Below are 19,672 nucleotides of genomic sequence, written 5' to 3'. Positions count from 1 at the left end.
CCCTGCGGAGGTCCGGCCGCTGTGTACGACACCGTGCGGCGGCGCAGCCTAGAAGGCGGCCTCGTCGAGCTCCATGAGGCTGTTGTCGACGCTCTCGGCCAGCGCGCGCTGGACCGAGACGCCCGGCAGGACCTCCGCGGCGAAGAACTTCGCGGCGGCGATCTTGCCGGTGTAGAAGGCGACGTCCTTGGCGGAGGCGGTCGCCAGCTTCTCGGCGGCCACGGCGGCGCCCTTGAGCAGCAGGTATCCGACGACGACGTCACCGGAGGCCATCAGCAGGCGGGTGGTGTTCTGGCCGACCTTGTAGATGTTCTTGACGTCCTCGCCGGTGGCGGTGAGGTCGACGATCATCTGGCCGACGATGGCCTCCAGGTCCACGGCGGCCTTGGCGAGCGCGTCGCGGGCCGGGGCGAGGTCGTCGCCGCCGACGGCCTCGGCCAGGAACTTCTTGATCGTCTCGGAGAGGACGTTCAGGGAGGCGCCCTGGTCGCGGACGATCTTCCGGAAGAAGAAGTCCTGGCCCTGGATGGCGGTGGTGCCCTCGTACAGGGTGTCGATCTTGGCGTCCCGGATGTACTGCTCGATCGGGTATTCCTGGAGGTAACCGGAACCGCCGAAGGTCTGCAGCGACTGCGCGAGCTGCTCGTACGACTTCTCCGAGCCGTAGCCCTTCACGATCGGCAGGAGCAGGTCGTTCAGGCCGACGAGGGAGGAGGCGTCCTCGCCCGCGGCCTGCTTGACCTGGATCTCGTCCTGGATCGAGGCGGTGTAGAGGACCAGGGCGCGCATGCCCTCGGCGTACGCCTTCTGCGTCATGAGCGAGCGGCGCACGTCGGGGTGGTGCGTGATGGTGACCTTGGGGGCCGTCTTGTCCATGAAGTTGGCCAGGTCCGGGCCCTGCACGCGCTCCTTGGCGTACTCCAGCGCGTTCAGGTAGCCGGTGGAGAGGGTGGCGATGGCCTTCGTGCCGACCATCATCCGGGCGAACTCGATGATCATGAACATCTGGCGGATGCCGTCGTGCTTGTCGCCGATCAGCCAGCCCTTGGCGGGGTGCTGGTCGCCGAACGTCATCTCGCAGGTGTTGGAGGCCTTGAGGCCCATCTTGTGCTCGACGTTCGTCGCGTAGACGCCGTTGCGCTCGCCCAGCTCGCCGGTCTCCCAGTCGAAGTGGAACTTCGGGACGAGGAAGAGGGACAGGCCCTTGGTGCCCGGGCCGTGGCCCTCGGGGCGGGCGAGGACGTAGTGGAGGATGTTCTCCGACATGTCGTGCTCACCGGACGTGATGAAGCGCTTCACGCCCTCGATGTGCCAGGAGCCGTCGGCCTGCTGGACCGCCTTGGTACGGCCGGCGCCGACGTCCGAGCCGGCGTCCGGCTCGGTGAGGACCATGGTCGAGCCCCACTGCTTCTCGACCGCGATCTCGGCGATCTTCTTCTGCGCCTCGTTGCCCTCTTCGAAGAGCACGCCGGCGAAGGCCGGGCCGGAGGAGTACATCCACACGGCCGGGTTGGCGCCGAGCAGCAGCTCCGCGTAGGCCCAGATGAGGGAGCGGGGCGAGGTGGTGCCGCCGATCTCCTCGGGCAGGCCCAGGCGCCAGTACTCGGAGTCCATGAAGGCCTGGTAGCTCTTCTTGAAGGAGGCCGGGACGGGCGCGGTGTTGGTGGCCGGGTCGAAGACCGGCGGGTTGCGGTCGGCGTCCTCGAAGGAGGCGGCCAGGTCGTTCTCGGCGAGCTTGGTCAGCTCGGCCAGGATGCTCTTGGCGGTCTCGGTGTCCATCTCGCCGAACGGGCCGGTGCCGTACAGCTTGTCGCGGCCGAGCACCTCGAAGAGGTTGAACTCGATGTCGCGGAGATTCGACTTGTAGTGCCCCATGGCGACGGCTCCGTTAAGGCTCGGTGAGACGGGTTCCTCGTACATACCAATCGGTAACAACATGATGCTACCCGCCGGTAATAAGGGCAACCCTCCTGCCCCGACTGTGACCAGGGTCAAGCTCGCACCACACCGTCTTGCATCCCGCCCCCTGTGTCACCCCCCAGCGCAGCGCCACCGCGTCGAGCAGGGCCAGCCCGCGCCCGCACTCGTCGGCCTCGGTCGCCCGTCGCAGTACGGGCCATGCGCGCGGATCGGGATCGGTGAGCTCGACCCGCGTACGGGTTGCCCTTCCGCTGATCCGCAGGGTGACCGGGGTGCCCTCGCCGAGGTGGGTGATCACGTTGGCCAGCAGCTCGCTGACGCAGAGCTGCACGTCGGCACACGGCTCCCCGAGGTACTCCCGCACGGCCCGCCTGATGCGGGGCACCGCCTCGGGTGTGGCGAGCAGCCGGAGGGTGAGGCCGTTCACCGCTCGGCCAGGGCGGCGGCCAGGCGCTGCGCGGTGGCGGTGTTGCAGTTGCCGAGGGTGATGAGGGGAGGGTTGCCGTAGCCGCTGGCGTAGGAGGGGAGGTGGAGGTCGAGGGAGGGCAGCAGGATCCCGTGCGCGGCGAGGGCGGCGCGGAGCTGGGCCAGGGCCTCGATCGCTACGCGGTCGGCGGGGTGGGTGCTCATGGGGACTTCCGTTCCTGTGCGGAGTGTGACGAACCACTCACACAGTGGTGGCCGGGTGCGTACCGTGGGAAGGGTTTCTGGTCCACGGTGCAAGGTGTGGAAAGGCGGGCCCCGACGATGGCCGCACGGAAGGGCATTGACGGTTCGGCGAGCGTTCCGGCCTTCTACGGCAAGGAGCTTCGTTGGAAGCGCGAGGCCGCGGGGCTCACGCTGGAGCAGACGGTCGAGGGCAGCTTCTACGGGGTCAGCTACCTGAGCGAGATCGAACGGGGCCACCGGCGTATGCCGTTGGATCTGGCGCGCCACGTGGACGCCGTCCTGAGGACGGACGGCATTTTCGAGCGGTGCTGCGAGGACGCACGCAGAGCTCGGACGATCGGGCAGGCCAAATACGCCGAGAAGGTCCTCGAAGCGGAGAAGGTCGCGGAGACGATCGATGAATGGTGCCCGACCGCCTTTCCGGGGCTGCTGCAGACGGCTGAGTACGCGCGCGCTCTCGCACGGGCCGAACGTCCACTTGAGCCCGCGGAGGAGACCGACGTGAAGATCCGGGCCCGGATGGCGCGGGCATGCCTATTCGAAGAGGCCCACGGTAGGCCGGAGTACTGGGTCGTTCTGCACGAGTCGCTACTGCGGCTGCCCGTCGTGCCACCAGCCCAGATGGCGGACCAACTTGACCACATCACCGGTCTGGTGCGGCGGAATCGGATCGTTCCACAACTCGTCCCGTGGAACGCGGGTGCGCACCCTTTCATGTCTGCCGGAACCACGATCATCATGACTTTCGCGGACGCTCCACCCTTGGTCTACACGGAGTCGCTGCACAGCGGTGTGACCGTCGACGATCCGGCGCTCGTGAAGAAGTACCGGAGGTCGTACGATCTGCTGAGGGCCGTCGCGCTACCGCCAGAGGCGTCCCTCGCCCTGATGGAGGCGGCGGCAGAGGACTACCGAAATGGCCAGCACGGGGATTGACTTGAGCGCCGCAGCCTGGCGTACGAGCAGCTACACCAACAGCGATGGTGGTACCTGCGTCGAGGTGGCCGACGGGCTGGCCGGACTCGTCCCCGTCCGGGACTCCAAGCGGCGGCACGGCCCCACCATGATCGTCACGGCCGCCGCATGGGCGCCCTTCGTGGGCGCCCTGAAGGACGGCGGCTTCGCCGGCTGATCCGGGCGTCCCCGCAGGGGTGGCCCGTACCCACCGGTACCGGGGCGGGCGATCGGTAGTCTGTGCCGCATGTACGGCTACGACCAGACCCCGGGCGCCCAGCAGGGCTACGCGCAGCCCCCGCCGCCCCAGCAGGGCTACGCGCAGCAGCCGCCGCTGTACCCCGAGCCGTCGCCCCCCTCCCTCGCGGACGCGGTACGGGCCTTCACGACCGGGCAGCTCGCCGCCGAGGACTTCCAGCAGATCTTCGCCACCTCGAAGGTCTACTGCCCGCGCGGCGAGACCCCCGGCTTCCTCGCGCTGCACAACACGCAGCACCCGGTCATCCCGATGTTCACCACGCTCAAGGAGCTGCGCCGGTACGCCGGCAAGGAGTCCAAGTACTTCGTGATCACCGGCGCCGAGGTCATCGACCTGCTCCCGACCGGGTACGGCTTCGTCCTCGACATGGAGGGCGACCACCGGATGGTGTTCGACGCGAAGGCGGTCGAGCAGATGGTCGACTACGCCATGCGCCGCATGTACGGCTAGCCGAGGTCAGGCACCCGCGCCCGGGGTCGGGACCGCCGGCGGGTTGAGCCGCGAGAAGCCCTCCTGGCGCTCGTAAGGGAAGTAGGGGTACGGGGCCGGGCGGTGGCTCGCCGCGTCCAGCCTCGCCATCTGCTCCGGGGAGAGCGCCCAGCCCACCGCGCCCAGGTTCTGGCGCAGTTGCTCCTCGGTGCGGGCGCCGATGAGGACGGAGGACACGGTCGGCCGCTGGAGCAGCCACCGCAGGGCGATCTGCGGGACGGCCCTGCCGGTCTCCTCCGCGATCTCGTCCAGCGCGTCTACCACCCGGTAGAGGTGCTCGTCCTCCACCGGCGGACCGTAGCCGGCGGTGTCGTGCAGCCGGCTTCCGGCGGGCAGCGGCCGGCCGCGGCGGACCTTGCCGGTGAGCCGGCCCCAGCCGAGCGGGCTCCAGACGATCGCGCCGAGTCCCTGGTCGAGCCCGAGCGGCATCAGCTCCCACTCGTAGTCGCGGCCGATGAGGGAGTAGTAGACCTGGTGGGCGACGTAGCGCTGCCGGCCGTGGCGGTCGGCGGCGGCGAGGGACTTCATCGTCTGCCAGCCGGAGAAGTTGGAGACGCCGACGTAGCGGATCTTCCCGGCCCGGACCAGGTCGTCCAGAGTGGACACCACCTCCTCGACGGGGGTCCCGGCGTCGAAGGCGTGCAGCTGGAAGAGGTCGATGTAGTCGGTGCCGAGGCGGCGCAGGGCGGCGTCCACCGAACCGATCAGCCGTGAGCGTGAGGTGCCCGCGTCGGCGGGGCCGTCACCCATCGGGAGGCCGGCCTTGGTGGAGATGAGCACCCGGTCTCGGCGCCCCTTGAGGCCGGCGCCGAGGACCTCCTCCGAGGCGCCGGCGGAGTAGACGTCGGCGGTGTCGAACATGGTGATGCCGGCGTCGAGGCAGATGTCCACGAGGCGGCGCGCCTCGTGCACCCCGATGGTGCCCCAGGCACCGAAGAGCGGGCCCTGCCCGCCGAAGGTTCCCGTGCCGAAGCTCAGTGCCGGTACCTGGAGCCCGGACGCACCCAGCCGCCTGTATTCCATGACGTGTCTCCTTACCCTGGCGTTTAATGGGACCAAAGTTCCGTTAAGGTGTTTCACCGTAGCAAGTTGCGGCCACTAATGGAACAGGAGTCCCGTTATGGAGTTCTCGGAGGGCGATCCCGAGGCGGAACCGGGGGCCGTGCGGCCGGGTGGGCGGACGGCACGGGTGCGGGCCGCCGTGCTGCGGGCCGCCGCAGACGTGCTGGCCGAGGAGGGTTTCGCGCACCTGGACCTGGCCGATGTCGCGCGTAGGGCGGAGGTCGGGAAGACGACCGTGTACCGCCGCTGGGGCACGGTCACCGGCCTCGTGGCCGACCTGCTGTCGGACATGGCGCAGCAGTCCGTGCCGCGTGCGGAGACCGGCTCGCTGCTGGGGGACCTGACGGCCAACGCCCGTCTGGTGGCCCGGACGCTCGCCGATCCCCGGCAGGGGGCGCTGCTCAAGGCGGTGATCGCGGCCGCCGGCTGTGACGCGAAGGCGGCCGAGGCCCTGCGCGGCTTCTACGCCGTGCGGGTCGCGGAGTGGGCGCCCTGCGTCGAGCAGGCGGTGGGCCGTGGTGAGGTGCCCGTGGGCACCGATCCGCACGAGGTGATCCGCGCGGTGTCCGCCCCCCTCTACTACCGGCTGCTGACCACGGCCGATCCGCTGGACGAGGAGGCCGCCGACCGGGCCGCGACGGCCGCGGCGGTGGCGGCGCGCGCGGGGGTGTACGTACGCCGCTGAGCCGTCGGGAGGCGTGGTGAGCCCGCGCATCCGGGGTCGGGAACGACGGCGGGAGCGGGCCGGGAATGGCGGCGGGCAGCGCACTGTTCAGTCAGGTGTGGCAGAAAGTTCGAGATTCAACTAAACTCGACGCCAGAAGGAGGTTCCGACCATGCCTGCAGTGACTGTGGAGAACCCGTTGACGCTCCCCCGCGTCGTGGAACCGGCCCAGGAGACCGCCGCCCGCAAGGTGCTGGCCGTCACGACCGCCCCCGGTGGTTTCGAGGGCGAGGGATTCCCGGTGCGCCGCGCGTTCGCCGGGATCAACTACCAGTACCTCGACCCGTTCATCATGATGGACCAGATGGGCGAGGTGGAGTACGCGCCGGGCGAGCCGAAGGGCACCCCCTGGCACCCCCACCGCGGCTTCGAGACCGTCACGTACCTGATCGACGGAACCTTCGTCCACCAGGACAGCAACGGCGGCGGCGGCGTCATCAACGGCGGTGACACGCAGTGGATGACCGCCGGTTCGGGCCTCCTGCACATCGAGGCCCCGCCGGAGTCGCTCGTCGTCAGCGGCGGGCTGTTCCACGGCCTCCAGCTGTGGGTGAACCTCCCCGCCTCCGACAAGATGATGCCCCCGCGCTACCAGGACATCGGCGGCGGCCAGGTGCAGCTGCTGACCACCCCGGACGGCGGCTCGCTGCTCCGCGTGATCGCCGGTGAGCTCGACGGGCACCAGGGCCCGGGCATCACGCACACCCCGATCACCATGATCCACGCGACCGTCACCCCGGGCGCGCAGATCACCCTCCCGTGGCGCGCGGACTTCAACGCCCTCGCCTACGTCATGGCCGGACGCGGCTCGGTCGGCGAGGACCGGCGGCCGGTCCAGACCGGGCAGACGGCCGTGTTCGGCGAAGGCGGCTCGCTCACGGTGCGGGCGGACGCGGCGCAGGATTCCAACGCCCCGGCGCTGGAGATCGTCCTGCTCGGCGGCCGGCCGATCCGCGAACCGATGGCGCACTACGGGCCGTTCGTGATGAACAGCAAGCACGAACTCCAGCAGGCGTTCGACGACTTCCAGGCCGGCCGACTGGGGACCGTCCCCACCACGCCCCGGACCCGCTAGTCCCCCGCCGGCCCTCCCGGGGCGTCAGCCCTGGGAGTCGTCGGCCTTCGCCTGTTCGGAGAGCTCGAACCAGATCGACTTGCCCTCGCCGCGGGGGTCGACCCCCCACGCGTCGGCCAGCATCTCCATCAGCAGGACCCCGCGGCCGCTGGACGCCATCTCGCCCGGGTGCCGTTTGTGCGGCAGCTCGTCGCTGGAGTCCGCGACCTCCACCCGCAGCCGCCGGGTGCCCAGCTCGCCCACCGCCTCCGCGACCAGCAGCGCGTCGCCGTCGGTGTGCGTCAGTACGTTGGTCACCATCTCGGAGACCATCAGCTCCGCCGAGTCCACCTGGTCGGGGTCCGCCCAGTCGTGCAGCAGCTCCCGGATCTGCCGCCGCACGCCCGAGATCCGTTCCGGCTCGGCCTGGGCCACGGTCAGCATGGTGCGCCGCGCCGGGCGCGTGAGGTGCGGGGCCGATGCGCCGCAGCCGCAGCCCGCGCCCTCGCGGCACAGCAGCACCACGGCTATGTCGTCCTCGCGCCGGTCGGCCAGCGGACCGGTGGTGTGGTGCGAGTACGGGCCGTGGACGGCCTGGACCAGCAGGTCGGCGAGCTTCTCCAAGTGCCCGGAGTCCGGGCCCCCGGCATCCGGGTCCTCGGCTTCGAGGACGGCCCGCAGCCGCGCCCAGCCCGTCTCCAGGTCGTGTCCGCCCGTCTCGATGAGTCCGTCGGTGCACAGCATCAGCGTCTCGCCCGGTTCGAGGGCGAAGCGGGTGGTGGGGTAGTCGGTGTCCGGGACGATGCCGAGCGGGAGGCCGCCCGCCGTCGGCCGCATCATGACCGTGCCGTCCGTCATCCGGACCACCGGATCGGGGTGGCCCGCGCGGGCCACCTCCAGCAGGCCGGTGCGCGGGTCGCACTCCATGTAGAGGCAGGTCGCGAAGCGCGGACTGGTGAAGTCCGGGTCGGGGCCGCCGCCGGCGTAGCCGTCCGCGTACCCGTCGGGGCCGCCGTCCTTCTCCTGCGACGAGCACAGACCCGAGAGGAAGCGGGAGGCGCGGGAGAGCACCGCGTCCGGCCGGTGCCCCTCCGAGGCGTAGGCCCGGACCGCGATCCGCAGCTGTCCCATCAGTCCTGCCGCGCGTACGTCGTGCCCCTGGACGTCCCCGATGACCAGCGCGAACCGGCCCGAGGGGAGCGGGATCATGTCGTACCAGTCGCCGCCGACCTGGAGCCCGCCGCCGGTCGGGACGTACCGGGCGGCGATCCGCATGCCGGGGATCTCCGGGCCGAGCTGCGGCATCATCGACCGTTGCAGACCGGTGGTGAGTTCCCGCTCGGACTCCGTCACCCCGGCCCGCTGGAGCGCCTGGGCCAGCATCCGAGCCACCGTGGTCAGCACCGACCGCTCGTCCGGCGAGAAGGACACCGGGTGCTTGAAGGCCGCCATCCACGCCCCCATGGTCCGCCCGGCAACGATCAGCGGGACGAAGGCCCAGGAGGACCGGCCGAAGGGTGCGGCCAGCGGCCAGGTGGCCGGGAAGCGCCGTTTGTACTCCTCGGGCGTCGGCAGGTAGACCGCGCGTCCGGTACGGACCACCTCCGCGGCGGGGTAGGCCGTGTCCAGCCGCATCTCCGTGAAGGGGCTCTCGTCCCCCGGGCCGTGCCCGTGGTGGCCGATGACCGACAGCCGGTCGCCGTCGACGCCGAAGACTGCCAGCCCGTCGGGGCTGAATCCGGGCATCGAGAGGGAGGCGGCGACCCGCAGCACCTCCGCCGTCGACCGGGCCTCGGCCAGCGCCCGGCCCGCGTCCAGCAGGAACGCCTCGCGGGAGCGCCGCCAGTCGCCGGTGATGGGGGTGTGCGCGGCGGTCGTGCCCGGCTGCGGCTCGGCGATCTCCTGGACCGTGCCGATCAGCTCGTAGTCGACCCGGCCGCGCGTCGTGGGCGCCGGCAGCGGTTTGGAGCGGCTGCGTACGGTGCGCAGCACCCGCCCCTGCGGGTCCACGATCCGCAGCCGCGCCTCGGCGAGGGTGCCCTCGGCGACGGCCAGGTCCACGATCGCGTTGATCTCGTTCCAGTCCACCGGGTGGAACCGCGACCGTACGGCCACCTCCGGCAGGACCACGGGCTCGGCGGGCAGCCCGAGCAGCCGGGCGGCCTCGCCGTCGAGGGTGACCGTCCCGGAGGCGTTGTCCCATCGCCACAGGCCCGTCGCGATGGCGGCCAGGACGTCCTCGGTGCGCACCCGGTCATCTTTACAGGTGATCAGGCCCTGGTGCCTGTCCAGGGCGCCCCGGGCTCCCGTTCCGGGCCCTTCCGCGGCCGCGCCAGCACGGCACCCGTCCCGGACGGTAACCTTGTGAGGGTTGAATCCACCCTGGTATCGCGAAGAACTGGATGACTGATGCATCGGTACAGGTCCCACACGTGCGGCGAGCTTCGTGCCTCCGACGTCAACGCTGACGTCCGGCTGAGCGGCTGGGTGCACAATCGTCGAGACCTGGGCGGCATCCTCTTCATCGATCTGCGTGACCACTACGGCATCACGCAGCTCGTCGCCCGTCCCGGCACCGCCGCGAACGAGGCGCTGAGCAGTGTCAGCAAGGAGACCGTCGTCCGGGTCGACGGCAAGGTCGTCTCCCGCGGCGCGGACAACGTCAACCCCGAGCTGCCCACCGGCGAGATCGAGATCGAGGTCTCCGAGGTCGAGGTGCTCGGCGCGGCCGGGCCGCTGCCCTTCACCATCAACACCGACGACGGGGTGAACGAGGAGCGGCGCCTGGAGTACCGCTTCCTCGACCTGCGCCGCGAGCGCATGCACCGCAACATCATGCTGCGCTCGGCCGTGATCGCCTCCATCCGCTCCAAGATGGTGGCCCTCGGCTTCAACGAGATGGCGACCCCGATCCTCACCGCGACCTCCCCCGAGGGCGCCCGTGACTTCGTCGTCCCGTCCCGCCTGAACCCGGGCAAGTTCTACGCCCTCCCGCAGGCGCCGCAGCAGTTCAAGCAGCTGCTGATGATCTCGGGCTTCGACCGGTACTTCCAGATCGCGCCCTGCTTCCGCGACGAGGACGCCCGCGCCGACCGCTCGCCGGGCGAGTTCTACCAGCTCGACGTCGAGATGTCCTTCGTCGAGCAGGAGGACGTCTTCCAGCCCATCGAGCGGCTGATGACCGAGCTCTTCACCGAATTCGGCGGCGGCCGCGCGGTCACCTCGCCGTTCCCGCGCATCCCGTTCCGCGAGTCGATGCTCAAGTACGGCAACGACAAGCCCGACCTGCGGGCCAAGCTGGAGCTCGTCGACATCTCCGACGTCTTCGAGGGCTCGGAGTTCAAGGCGTTCGCCGGCAAGCACGTCCGTGCGCTGGCCGTCCCGGACACCGCCGGGCAGCCGCGCAAGTTCTTCGACGGTCTGGGCGAGTACGCGATCTCGCTGGGCGCCAAGGGCCTGGCCTGGGTGCGCGTGGGCGAGGACGGCGCCCTGACGGGCCCCATCGCCAAGTTCCTCACCGAGGAGAACATCAAGGTCCTCACCGAGCGTCTCGGCCTCGCCGCCGGGCACGCGGTGTTCTTCGGCGCGGGCGAGTTCGACGAGGTCTCCAAGATCATGGGCCCGGTCCGGGTCGAGGCCGCCAAGCGCGCCGGCCAGTTCGAGGAGAACGTCTTCCGCTTCTGCTGGATCGTCGACTTCCCGATGTACGAGAAGGACGAGGAGACCGGCAAGATCGACTTCTCGCACAACCCCTTCTCCATGCCGCAGGGCGGCATGAAGGACCTGGAGGAGAAGGACCCGCTCGACATCCTGGCGTGGCAGTACGACATCGTCTGCAACGGCATCGAGCTGTCCTCCGGCGCCATCCGCAACCACGAGCCCGAGGTCATGCTCAAGGCCTTCGAGATCGCCGGTTACGACGCCGAGACCGTCGAGCGGGAGTTCGCCGGCATGCTGCGCGCGTTCCGTCTCGGCGCCCCGCCGCACGGTGGCATCGCCCCCGGCGTCGACCGCATCGTGATGCTCCTGGCCGACGAGCCGAACATCCGCGAGACGATCGCCTTCCCGCTGAACGGCAACGCGCAGGACCTGATGATGGGCGCGCCGACGGTGCTGGAGGAGTCCCGCCTGCGCGAGCTCAACATCGCGCTGCGCAAGCCGGTGGAGACCAAGAGCTCCGAGCCGGTCGAGAAGTCGGTCAAGCCGCACCAGTAGGCCGCGGCGGTCCGGCCGGACCTGTCGTACCCAGCGCGAAGGGCCCGGGATCACCGATCCCGGGCCCTTCGCGCTGTGCGGGTTGCTCAGAAGCGGTCGAGGACGCCCTTGAGGAGGGCCGCCGAGGTCAGCTCCTGCGGGGCCGGCCCGGCGTGGAAGAAGCCGGCGTTCTCGGCGTCCAGCTTGCGCAGGAAGTCGAAGGCCTTGGAGTCGTGGTCGCCGAAGGCGACGAACTGCCAGTGGATGTCGTGCCCGGCAGCGTCGGCGAGGGCCTGCTTGGCGGGCTGGCGGTTGTCGGGGGCCCCGTCGGTCTGGAACACCACGATCGCGCGGTGGTCGCCGCCGTCCTTCTGGTACCGCTCGACGACCGCCTCGACGGCCACGTGGTAGCTGGTGCGTCCCATGCGGCCGAGCTCGGCGTGGCGGGACTCGACCCAGGTGGCGTCGTGGGCGTCGAGGGTGAGGTCGGCGGTGCCGTCCACCTCCGTGGAGAAGAAGACGGTGTGCACGGTCGCCTCCTCGTCCAGGTGCGCGGCGAGGGCGAGGGCGTGGTCGGCGAGGTACTGGGCGCTGCCGTCCTTGTAGAACCCGCGCATGGAGCCGGAGCGGTCCAGGACGAGGTACACCTTGGCGCGCGACCCGGTCTTGCCCTTGCCGCGCAGCACCTGACCGGCGGCCTTGTAGGCGGCGGCCACCTCGGGTGCCTGCCGCTTCACGGCGGCGAGCGCGACGGCGGGCGCCGCCTCGGCCTCTGCCGCGGCGGCGACGGGCTCGGGGGACGTCTCCGGCTCCGCCCCGGGTGCGGCGGCGGCCACCGGCTCGGGCTCCGCCTCGGGTGCGGTCTCGGCCTCCGGCTCGGCGGCGACCGGCTCGGGTGCGGTTTCCGGCTCAGCCTCAAGCGTGGCCTCGGCCTCCGGCTCGGTGGCAGCCGCCTCCGGCGCGGTCTCAGGTGCGGCAGCGGCCTCGGCTTCGGTCCCAGGGACCGGCTCGGCGGTGGTCGGCTGCTCGGGCGCGGCAGCGGCCTCGGCCTTGTTCTCGGCCTCCGGCTCGGCGGCGATCGGCTCCGCCTCGGTCTTCGCGACCGGCTCCGGTGCGGTTTCCGGCTCCGCCTCGGGTGCGGCGGCCACCGGCTCGGGTGCGGTTTCCGGCTCCGCCTCGGGTGCGGCGGCCACCGGCTCGGGCTCCACCGCACGTGCGGTCTCGGCCTTCGGCTCGGCGGCGGCCTGGGCCTTGGTCTCCGCGACCGCCTCGGTGACGGTCACCGGCTCGGGCGCGGCCTGGGGCTCCGGTGCGGCCTCGGCCTCGGTCTTCGCGACCGGCTCGGCGCCGGCCTTCGGCTCGGGCTCCGCTTCGGGTGCGGTTTCCGCCTTCGGCTCGGCGGCGGCCGGCTCCGGGGCGGTCTCGGCCTCGGCCTCGGCCTCCGTCTTCGCGGCCGGCTCGGGTTCCGCTTCGGCGGCGGGCGTTGCTTCCGCTTCCGGTTCCGCCGCCGGCTCCGGCTGGGCCGGCTGGGGAACCGAGGCCGGGGAGGCGCCGGTCGGGGCTTCCGAGGTGACCGTCGGCGACGGACGGCGGGCCTCCGGGACCGTCGGGTCCGTCGTCTGGGGCGGCGCCGTCAGAACCGTGCCCGGCTCGCGGTCGCGCGGCGCGGACTGCGGCGGGACCGTGGGGTTGTCGAAGGACGCCGCCACCAGCTCGGCCGCCACGTCCAGCGGCGTACGTTCGGCCTGGTTCGGGACGGCCGCAGACGGGGCGTCCGACGAATCCGGAACCGGTTCGGGAGACCGTCCGAACACCTTGCGCAACAAGCTCCGAATACCCATGGGCCAGGCCTTTCGCATGTGTGCGTGCGTCATTTGTCCGTGCTGCGCGGTAGATCCCTACCCAGAGTGGACACGTAAGGTTATCGGCCCCTTGGCTGGAACGTCGGCAGGGGCGCCAATCGTGGCGTTCCTGTCACCTCCGCACCCCGAGGGGCCCGCCAGAACGCCTACTTCACGGCCCCCGTTTCACGAAGCGTTCACTCCCGCGTCATGGCAGCCGGGCACCCCGGGAGCGGTTTCACGTGAAACGACCCGCCCCCGGCAGGAGTTCGGCCCGGCCGTGACCGCGAACCGTCAGTGCTCGGTGGCGATGGCCCGTGCGGCCGCGACCTCCTGGTGCACCGGGGCCAGTACGGACTCCTCCGCCCCCGCCGGCAGCGGGGTGACCCGGACCTTCTCCGGGGTCCTGCTGTTCCGTACCCCCTCCGCCAGGCCGCGCAGCTCGACGGTGACGGCGGCCACCTCCTCCGGAGCGGGCGGCTCGGCCCCGTTGTTGACCCGCACCCGGGCTGCGGTCGTGGCGTCCACGATCCGCTCGACGGCCACGACCAGGGGCCACCACGCGGCGGCCCGCGCCCCGGTGGGCGGCGGCTCGGTCAGCGCCCGCTGGAACTCGCTCCGTACGCCCGACAGCTCGCGGTAGATCCGTCGCCGGGCATGGAGCCGGGCGGTCCGCGCGGCCGCCCGGTCGGCCTCCGTCGTGTCGGCGGCGGCGAACGCCCGCTCCACGTACCGGGCCGAGTCCTCGACGGCTTCGGCCAGCCGGTCCCCGATCCGGGTGTGCCAGCTCTCGGGCCACAACAGGTACCCCGCGACCAGGGTGATGGCGCAGCCGATCAGACTGTCCAGCAGCCGGGGCAGGATCAGATCGAAGCCCTGATGGTTGAGCTGGTCCGACAGCAGCAGGATCACCGGGGTGATCGTGGCGGTCTGGAAGGCGTACCCCTTGACGGAGAACGCCGGGATCAGCGCGGCCAGCACCGCCATGGCCGGTACGTCCCACCAGCCGCGGGGTACCTCGGAGAGCACGGCGGCGGCCAGGACCAGCCCGGCCGCCGTGCCCAGCGCCCGCAGCACCGCCCGCGAGAACACCGAACCGAAGTCCGGCTTGAGGACGAAGGTGACCGTCAGGCCGACCCAGTACGAGCGCTCGACCGGCACCAGCGACACCAGCGACTGCGCGAGCCCGATGCACAGGGCGAGCCGCAGCCCGTAGCGCCAGGAAGCCCCCGACAGCGCCATGTCGCGCCCCACCCGGCCGGCCCGGACGCGCAGGGCGGCCGGCCTGCCGAGCCGGTCGTCGATGTCGTACGGGTCGGGCTCCTCCTCGTGCACCAGGACCGTCGCGTAGCGCAGCGCCTTGTCGACGGCCCGCTGGGACGGTCCGTGCGGCGGGGGAAGTTCCAGCGCGGGCGCCCCCGTAGGGCCCTCTTCCACGACCCGGCCCAGCTCCCGTACGGCTGCCGGGACCTCCGGCGGCAGGGGGCGGCCGCTCAGGTGTACGGCGGGCGCCGCGTCAACGAGCGGGACCAGCACGTTCAGCTGGACCAGCAACCGCACGAGGGAGGGGTTGCGCCCGTGGACCCGGGCCCGGCGGCCCAGAACGAGGTCGTAGGCGTGGTTCAGGGAGTGGGTGACCCCCAGCCGCCGCTCCTCGTAGTCGGGGCCGCCCGCTGCCTCCAGGGCGTCGGCGAGGGCCCGGTAGCAGGCCCCGACGGCGGCCCGTTCGGGTTGCCGTCCGCGCAGCGGCCAGCCCAACAGGGTCAGCGCCAGTACGAACAGTCCGCCGGCGGCGAGCAGCAGCGGCGCGGTCCACCAGGGCTTGGGGAGCGGCAGTCCGGCACCCACCACGGCGTTGAGCAGGAGCAGCAGCCCGGAGACGGACGCGACGGTGCCGATCGAGGAAATCATTCCGGAGACGAGGGCGATCAGGGTGAGGGCGCCCACCGCCAGCCAGCCGTGCCCGAACACGAGCGTTCCGAGCGCCACGCCGACGGCGCCGAACACCTGGGGGACGGCGATGTTGAGGATCCGCATCCGATAGGCGTCGGCGGTGTCCCCGATCACCCCGGACAGCGCACCCATCGAGACGAGCGCGCCGTATTCGGGCTCGCCCAGGGCGAAACCGACGGCGAGCGGGGCGGACAGGGCGATCCCGGCGCGTACGACGGCGGCCCACGGCACCGGTGCTTTGCTCGGCCGCAGCCCCTTCAGCAGCCAGGCGGGCGGGGACAGCGGGACCTGCCGGGCTGCGGGCCGGTCCCGTGGCTGCCCGGGCGGTATGTGCTCGGTGCGTCGTTCGCTGGTCATTCCCGCTTCCGTGGCGCCGCTCGCGAATCGGTTCTGCTGGGTTCTGCCGGGAGGGTTCTACGGGGTTCTGTGGAGTTCTGGGCCTGTTGCGTACGTTCCGAGCTTATGGGGTGCGGCGCAGTCGCCCGGTCAGCCATGCGGCCAGCGCGGCGGCGAGCCCGATGGCCAGCACCAGCCATGCGGTGGTGCGCAGGAACGAGGTGAGCGCGTCGTACACCGCCCCGGCCGCCGGGCGGTCGACATCGGGCGGCAGATCGTCCAGGGTCAGGCGGCGGCAGACTTCGACGCTGACCCACAGCAGCACCGCCCCCACGGCGAGCCCGATGCCGGTGGCCAGCACGGCGCGCCGGCGCCGCACGGCGACGGCTACCGCCGCCACGGCGAGGACGAGGGTCAGCAGGGGAAGCCAGACGCCGGCGACCTGGAGCATGCGGAATCCTCTCCGGAGCGCGCCGAGATCGTCGTACTCCATGACCTTCACGGACAGGTGCGTGACGGGGATGCGGTCCGCGAACGGGACCCCGTCCCCGACGAGTTCCCCCTTGACCTCGGCGAGTACGGGCGCCAGATCGATGGTCACGGCGTCGCCGTGCCCGGTCGTGAGCGCGCGGAAGAACGCGGCGTGCGCGGCGCGGTTGGCGGCGTCCCACGCCGTCCGGTACGCGGGCGTCCCGACGAAGGAGTGCAGGGCCTCGCCGAGCAGGGTGTCGACGCCGCCCTGGAACGGGCCGGCGTCGATCTGCCCGGCCAGGGCCCGGGTGCCCTCCGTGACGACCACGTTCTGCACGGCCGGGTTCCGGGCCAGCGGTGACATGGCCGCGGTGTAGCGATCGGCGTCGCCCAGCTCCCGGTCGGCCCAGTACGCGACGGCGCTCGCGGGCACCAGGAGGGCCACGAGCACGATCAGTACCGCCGACAACGAGGTTCGCACGTCACCAGGGAACGCCCCGGGTACCCCGCCGGGCCAGCTCTGCTGCTGCGTCCGGGTGACTCCGGACGCGGCGCGTCGCCCGGGTGGCCGGGTTGATCCACTTGCCGCCCCGGGTCGGCGGGTGTGCCCTGGAGGGTGGACAGAGAGGAGCTGGCCATGGCACATGCGGCACCTACCGCTCCCCGGCGGCCCCAGCGGATGGCAGGGGCGGACATGCGGCACGTCAGCAGGACCGCACTGATGGTTGCCCTGCTGCTCGGCCTCGTCTACGGGGTCTGGGCGGCCTTCATCCAGCGTCAGATGGGGCCGGTCGACGCCGGCAACGTCTTCTACGGGATCCTGTGCGGCGTCGTCTTCGCCGGCTGCGTGTTCGCCCTCGCCCGCTTCGGCCCACGGCTCGCGCGCGAACTGCACGCGGCCTCGTGGGGCGCCTTCGGCGGCATCGCCATCGGCTACCTGTTCAGCCTCACCAACGAATCGGTGCTGCGTTCCGTGGCGATCGGCCTGGCGGTTGCCGTGGGCACCGCACTCACCACGTTCTACTGGTACTACACGCACGAGGACTGAAATCCCGGGCGTGGCACGCCTCGGCGCCGGCGCCGGTCCAGCACGGGACCGGCGCCGACGTCAGCTCACTCCGCCGGTGTGGTCCCGGCCGGTCGTGGGGGCGGGTTGCCCTGCCGGCCGGTGTCCTCGGCTTCGGGGCGTCGGGCCGGCGGCGGAGTTGAGCGGAGGGCTTCGGCGCGGATCATGGCGTTCAGCGCCGCGTACGGGTCGATGGGCATGACGGACCTCACGGTGTCGCAGGAGTGTGGGCAGGACGCGCTCGGGCAGGCGCCTCGACCTCGCGGGACCGGGCCGGCGGGACGAAACGCCCGGGCCCGCTCAGCAGCGGAGGACCACACTCCGTACCGCCTGCCGCGACGACTCCGCCACGGCCGCCCCGTCCGGGGTGGCGCGGAGCGGGTGAGCGGCACGTTTCACGTGAAACACCAACGGCGGCCGCCGTACGTCGGGCGTCTCGCGCGCGAACGTCCGCAGGGCAGGCCGTGCCTCGACGTCCGGGGCCGGATCCGACGAGGACCCGTCGGAGGGCTCCGCCGGGGCCGTGGTGGCAGGAGGGGACTCGGCGGCCATGGCCGCCGCGGGACCGGCGCCGAACACGCACAGCAGTACGACGCAGGCCACCGTCAGGGCCTTCGCCAGCACCGCCCGCGCGTACCGCGCACCGTTCATGCCCTGCTGTGTGCCCCGACGCGCCGAAGACCGTGCCGCGGCTGCCCGAGAAACGCCCGATGGGGGGACCAGGACACCCCTGTCGGCTGATACGCGTCCCGGCGGCTGACAGGCGGCCGCCCCCGGTTCAGCGGGTGTGGTGGCGCCCCGTCAGCCGGGCCATGACGACGGCGTCGGCACCGACCAGCCGCAGTCCCGCCCGCTCCGCCCGCTCCCGGCGCCCGGTCCGCTCCCGCCGGACCGGCCCTCCGTCGGCCTCCACCGGCACGACCCGCTCCACGGTGAACACGGCCGTACGGTGGTCCGCGCGGGCGATCTCGATGACGCGTCCGCGCCGCAGACCGGAGAGCCGCAGCTCCTTCCCGGTGACGACGGCGGTACCGGCCGACCCCGGAGCCGGACTGTCCGGGTCCCAGCGGGCCCCGCCTTCCGGGTGCCGGGAGGACAGGCGCACGTCCGTACCCACGCTCGGGATCCGCAGCCGGACCGGCCGCGCCACCCGCATCGGCTGGACGGCGCTCCCCGAAGAACCCCGCGCGGGCCGGGAGCCGTTGCCGGGAGCGTGCGGCCCGGCCTGGCCGGGGTACTCGCCGCCGTGCTCCAGCTCCCGCACGAGACGCCGGTGACCGGTCAGCCCCAGCGCCCGCGACGGCAGCGCGTCACTCACGGCGACGGCCTCGGGCTCGGCGCCCTGGGTACTGTGCAACATCGCTACGCCGGTGCCGAGCAGAGTGACCGTCAGCGCACCGACGGCCCACTGGGCGCGGGCCATGGCATTCCCTCCTGGTCCGGCTCGGGCGGCCGGATCCTGTCAGCAGTGGACCGCTCCCGGCGCCCGCACACATCGGCAGGCGCCGGACACTGCCGACATGTCACCGGTGTGTCGTAACACGCCGGGCGCGTCTTCGCAGATGGAGGCGGTCGCGCCCGCTCTGTTTCGGCCGCCGGGGCCGGTGCACCCGTACGGGTGAGGAGGGAAGGCGGGAGTGGTCACCGCCGGGTTCAGACCACCACCAGTGCCGCCGCCGTGGCGCCCATCAGCGCGGCGGCCACATGGATGGCGGGGTGCCCGTAGTCACCGAACCAGAGCTGCCGGGCCAGACCGCCGAGGCCGGCCAGCGCCACGATGACGCCGACCTGTGCCAGCAGGGTGATGGCGGTGAAAGGGGCCAGGAGCAGCAGGACGGAGCTCAGCCAGAACGGTGCAGCACCCGTCCAGCCTCGCCATTCCCAGATCGCCGTCTGCATGTGCCACCGGCCCCTTCCCTGTCAACTTGTCGGCTGCACAGCCTCCTTGGGCGCGGTGGCGGGCACAAGTGCGCGTTCGGCTAGATATCCGAAGGACAGGCCGAAAGTCGCCCACAGGGCTGCCTGGATGGTGAGGGACGCGAGCCGGAACTGCCAGATCAGCACAGCCGGGAAGTCCGCCGGTACCTCGTTGATGCCGGGCAGGAAGGCGTACGCGAGGGCGATCGCCACGACGAACGCGAGCGCGGCGACGACCGAGGCGTTCCAATTGCCCATGCGCGGAGCGAGCCGCCGCCCGAGGATGAGCGCACCCGACGCGAGGAGCACGCTCAAGGCGATCATCAGCACGAAGAGCGTCGTGCGGTGGACGACCGTCTCGGGATCGCCGACGGCCGGGGGGTTGGAGGGATACTTGAAGAACGGCACCAGGTTCACGGTGACGAACAGGCCCCCGGCGACCAGCGCCGCCGTGGCCCGCGGGCCGAAGCGGCCGATGCGGCCCAGGGCGTAGCAGAAGACGAGCGCGGCGATGCCGCCGAGCGCGACCCCGTAGAGCAGGGTGCCGGTGCCCAGTCCGGCCGTGGCCTGGAGGGCCCGGCTCACCGGGGCGGCGGCTTCGTCACCGTGGTCGTGACCGGCGGAGGCCGCCTCCTCGATGGCGATCGCGGCGTCGACCTTCGACTCGCCCAGGACGTAGGCGACGAGGAAGGCGGCCAGTCCGGCCAGCAGGCCGGACAGCATGCCCCGGACGAGGAACACGCGGGGGGATACGGAGTTCATG

Annotated in this window: 20 protein-coding genes; 7 read left to right on the top strand and 13 right to left on the bottom strand. The window is 71.9% G+C overall.

Going from position 1 to position 19,672, the window contains the following annotated elements; genetic code table 11:
• Positions 1-48: 48 nt before the first annotated feature.
• From ACWGH1_RS27410 to ACWGH1_RS27400, 3 genes are all read right to left on the bottom strand, one after another.
• Positions 49-1,875 carry an acyl-CoA dehydrogenase gene (locus tag ACWGH1_RS27410; protein WP_453355947.1) on the bottom strand — a complete coding sequence of 609 codons (1,827 nt, stop codon included), beginning with the start codon at positions 1,873-1,875 and terminating at the stop codon, positions 49-51.
• A 67-nt stretch (positions 1,876-1,942) separates the two neighbouring features.
• A complete protein-coding gene (locus ACWGH1_RS27405; RefSeq protein WP_453355948.1) occupies positions 1,943-2,347 on the bottom strand; it encodes an ATP-binding protein in 405 nt (134 codons plus the stop codon).
• Positions 2,344-2,550, bottom strand: coding sequence for a hypothetical protein (locus tag ACWGH1_RS27400; RefSeq protein WP_453355949.1), 207 nt, complete (start codon positions 2,548-2,550; stop codon positions 2,344-2,346). Before ACWGH1_RS27400 ends, ACWGH1_RS27405 begins: the two co-directional genes overlap by 4 nt.
• A gap of 117 nt (positions 2,551-2,667) precedes the next feature.
• On the opposite strand from ACWGH1_RS27400, the gene ACWGH1_RS27395 reads away from it, so the two are divergent.
• From ACWGH1_RS27395 to ACWGH1_RS27385, 3 genes are all read left to right on the top strand, one after another.
• Complete coding sequence (locus tag ACWGH1_RS27395) at positions 2,668-3,525, top strand: helix-turn-helix domain-containing protein (RefSeq protein ID WP_453409089.1); 858 nt, start codon at positions 2,668-2,670, stop codon at positions 3,523-3,525.
• 1 nt (position 3,526) lies between these two features.
• Positions 3,527-3,721 (top strand): DUF397 domain-containing protein, encoded by a 195-nt coding sequence (locus ACWGH1_RS27390; protein WP_453355951.1) that lies wholly within the window; start codon positions 3,527-3,529, stop codon positions 3,719-3,721.
• 69 nt (positions 3,722-3,790) lie between these two features.
• Positions 3,791-4,252 (top strand): SseB family protein, encoded by a 462-nt coding sequence (locus ACWGH1_RS27385; protein ID WP_453355952.1) that lies wholly within the window; start codon positions 3,791-3,793, stop codon positions 4,250-4,252.
• A 6-nt stretch (positions 4,253-4,258) separates the two neighbouring features.
• Here the strand turns inward: ACWGH1_RS27385 and ACWGH1_RS27380 are convergent, their stop codons facing one another.
• Positions 4,259-5,314, bottom strand: a complete 1,056-nt coding sequence (locus tag ACWGH1_RS27380) for an aldo/keto reductase (RefSeq protein ID WP_453409088.1) — start codon at positions 5,312-5,314, stop codon at positions 4,259-4,261.
• Between the two features lie 97 nt (positions 5,315-5,411).
• On the opposite strand from ACWGH1_RS27380, the gene ACWGH1_RS27375 reads away from it, so the two are divergent.
• Positions 5,412-6,038: a TetR/AcrR family transcriptional regulator C-terminal ligand-binding domain-containing protein gene (locus ACWGH1_RS27375; RefSeq protein ID WP_453355343.1), complete on the top strand. Its 627-nt coding sequence runs from the start codon at positions 5,412-5,414 to the stop codon at positions 6,036-6,038.
• 151 nt (positions 6,039-6,189) lie between these two features.
• On the top strand, positions 6,190-7,152 hold the full coding sequence (locus ACWGH1_RS27370; RefSeq protein ID WP_453355344.1) for a pirin family protein: 963 nt from the start codon (positions 6,190-6,192) through the stop codon (positions 7,150-7,152).
• 24 nt (positions 7,153-7,176) lie between these two features.
• On the opposite strand, the gene ACWGH1_RS27365 is transcribed toward ACWGH1_RS27370, so the two are convergent.
• Positions 7,177-9,381, bottom strand: coding sequence for a SpoIIE family protein phosphatase (locus ACWGH1_RS27365; RefSeq protein WP_453355345.1), 2,205 nt, complete (start codon positions 9,379-9,381; stop codon positions 7,177-7,179).
• A 159-nt stretch (positions 9,382-9,540) separates the two neighbouring features.
• Between ACWGH1_RS27365 and aspS the strand changes: the two genes are divergently transcribed.
• Positions 9,541-11,346 carry an aspartate--tRNA ligase gene (aspS, locus tag ACWGH1_RS27360; RefSeq protein WP_453355346.1) on the top strand — a complete coding sequence of 602 codons (1,806 nt, stop codon included), beginning with the start codon at positions 9,541-9,543 and terminating at the stop codon, positions 11,344-11,346.
• A gap of 86 nt (positions 11,347-11,432) precedes the next feature.
• Here the strand turns inward: aspS and ACWGH1_RS27355 are convergent, their stop codons facing one another.
• From ACWGH1_RS27355 to ACWGH1_RS27345, 3 genes are all read right to left on the bottom strand, one after another.
• Entirely contained in the window at positions 11,433-13,166 is a 1,734-nt protein-coding gene (locus ACWGH1_RS27355) for a VWA domain-containing protein (protein ID WP_453409087.1), read from the bottom strand.
• A gap of 294 nt (positions 13,167-13,460) precedes the next feature.
• Entirely contained in the window at positions 13,461-15,476 is a 2,016-nt protein-coding gene (locus ACWGH1_RS27350; RefSeq protein ID WP_453356490.1) for an FUSC family protein, read from the bottom strand.
• Positions 15,477-15,579: 103 nt separating this feature from the next.
• Positions 15,580-16,407 carry a hypothetical protein gene (locus ACWGH1_RS27345; protein ID WP_453356489.1) on the bottom strand — a complete coding sequence of 276 codons (828 nt, stop codon included), beginning with the start codon at positions 16,405-16,407 and terminating at the stop codon, positions 15,580-15,582.
• Positions 16,408-16,563: 156 nt separating this feature from the next.
• Here ACWGH1_RS27345 and ACWGH1_RS27340 point away from each other — a divergent pair, with 156 nt between their 5' ends.
• The gene (locus ACWGH1_RS27340; RefSeq protein WP_453356488.1) at positions 16,564-16,974 is read left to right on the top strand and encodes a hypothetical protein; all 411 of its coding nucleotides are present in this window, start codon (positions 16,564-16,566) and stop codon (positions 16,972-16,974) included.
• A 65-nt stretch (positions 16,975-17,039) separates the two neighbouring features.
• Here ACWGH1_RS27340 and ACWGH1_RS27335 read toward each other — a convergent pair whose 3' ends face one another.
• The 5 genes from ACWGH1_RS27335 to ACWGH1_RS27315 form a co-directional block, all read right to left on the bottom strand.
• Positions 17,040-17,192 (bottom strand): hypothetical protein, encoded by a 153-nt coding sequence (locus tag ACWGH1_RS27335; protein WP_453409086.1) that lies wholly within the window; start codon positions 17,190-17,192, stop codon positions 17,040-17,042.
• Positions 17,193-17,292: 100 nt separating this feature from the next.
• Positions 17,293-17,643 carry a hypothetical protein gene (locus tag ACWGH1_RS27330; RefSeq protein WP_453356706.1) on the bottom strand — a complete coding sequence of 117 codons (351 nt, stop codon included), beginning with the start codon at positions 17,641-17,643 and terminating at the stop codon, positions 17,293-17,295.
• Between the two features lie 127 nt (positions 17,644-17,770).
• Positions 17,771-18,415, bottom strand: a complete 645-nt coding sequence (locus tag ACWGH1_RS27325) for a hypothetical protein (RefSeq protein ID WP_453356707.1) — start codon at positions 18,413-18,415, stop codon at positions 17,771-17,773.
• 230 nt (positions 18,416-18,645) lie between these two features.
• Positions 18,646-18,891 carry a hypothetical protein gene (locus tag ACWGH1_RS27320; protein WP_453356708.1) on the bottom strand — a complete coding sequence of 82 codons (246 nt, stop codon included), beginning with the start codon at positions 18,889-18,891 and terminating at the stop codon, positions 18,646-18,648.
• A 21-nt stretch (positions 18,892-18,912) separates the two neighbouring features.
• Positions 18,913-19,671 carry a CbtA family protein gene (locus ACWGH1_RS27315; RefSeq protein WP_453356709.1) on the bottom strand — a complete coding sequence of 253 codons (759 nt, stop codon included), beginning with the start codon at positions 19,669-19,671 and terminating at the stop codon, positions 18,913-18,915.
• Between the last annotated feature and the right edge of the window lies 1 nt (position 19,672).

The sequence above is a fragment of the Streptomyces sp. NPDC054883 genome (genome assembly GCF_053610645.1).
This window is presented reverse-complemented; position numbering and strand designations above follow the sequence as displayed.

What these genes read in the sequence shown, in the direction of transcription:
- ACWGH1_RS27410 (WP_453355947.1), bottom strand. Translation starts at nt 1,875, where the DNA reads ATGGGGCACTACAAGTCGAATCTCCGCGACATCGAGTTCAACCTCTTC.
- ACWGH1_RS27400 (WP_453355949.1), bottom strand. Translation starts at nt 2,550, where the DNA reads ATGAGCACCCACCCCGCCGACCGCGTAGCGATCGAGGCCCTGGCCCAG.
- ACWGH1_RS27395 (WP_453409089.1), top strand. Translation starts at nt 2,668, where the DNA reads ATGGCCGCACGGAAGGGCATTGACGGTTCGGCGAGCGTTCCGGCCTTC.
- ACWGH1_RS27385 (WP_453355952.1), top strand. Translation starts at nt 3,791, where the DNA reads ATGTACGGCTACGACCAGACCCCGGGCGCCCAGCAGGGCTACGCGCAG.
- ACWGH1_RS27380 (WP_453409088.1), bottom strand. Translation starts at nt 5,314, where the DNA reads ATGGAATACAGGCGGCTGGGTGCGTCCGGGCTCCAGGTACCGGCACTG.
- ACWGH1_RS27375 (WP_453355343.1), top strand. Translation starts at nt 5,412, where the DNA reads ATGGAGTTCTCGGAGGGCGATCCCGAGGCGGAACCGGGGGCCGTGCGG.
- ACWGH1_RS27370 (WP_453355344.1), top strand. Translation starts at nt 6,190, where the DNA reads ATGCCTGCAGTGACTGTGGAGAACCCGTTGACGCTCCCCCGCGTCGTG.
- aspS (WP_453355346.1), top strand. Translation starts at nt 9,541, where the DNA reads ATGCATCGGTACAGGTCCCACACGTGCGGCGAGCTTCGTGCCTCCGAC.
- ACWGH1_RS27355 (WP_453409087.1), bottom strand. Translation starts at nt 13,166, where the DNA reads ATGGGTATTCGGAGCTTGTTGCGCAAGGTGTTCGGACGGTCTCCCGAA.
- ACWGH1_RS27350 (WP_453356490.1), bottom strand. Translation starts at nt 15,476, where the DNA reads ATGACCAGCGAACGACGCACCGAGCACATACCGCCCGGGCAGCCACGG.
- ACWGH1_RS27340 (WP_453356488.1), top strand. Translation starts at nt 16,564, where the DNA reads ATGGCACATGCGGCACCTACCGCTCCCCGGCGGCCCCAGCGGATGGCA.
- ACWGH1_RS27335 (WP_453409086.1), bottom strand. Translation starts at nt 17,192, where the DNA reads ATGCCCATCGACCCGTACGCGGCGCTGAACGCCATGATCCGCGCCGAA.
- ACWGH1_RS27330 (WP_453356706.1), bottom strand. Translation starts at nt 17,643, where the DNA reads ATGAACGGTGCGCGGTACGCGCGGGCGGTGCTGGCGAAGGCCCTGACG.
- ACWGH1_RS27325 (WP_453356707.1), bottom strand. Translation starts at nt 18,415, where the DNA reads ATGGCCCGCGCCCAGTGGGCCGTCGGTGCGCTGACGGTCACTCTGCTC.
- ACWGH1_RS27320 (WP_453356708.1), bottom strand. Translation starts at nt 18,891, where the DNA reads ATGCAGACGGCGATCTGGGAATGGCGAGGCTGGACGGGTGCTGCACCG.
- ACWGH1_RS27315 (WP_453356709.1), bottom strand. Translation starts at nt 19,671, where the DNA reads ATGAACTCCGTATCCCCCCGCGTGTTCCTCGTCCGGGGCATGCTGTCC.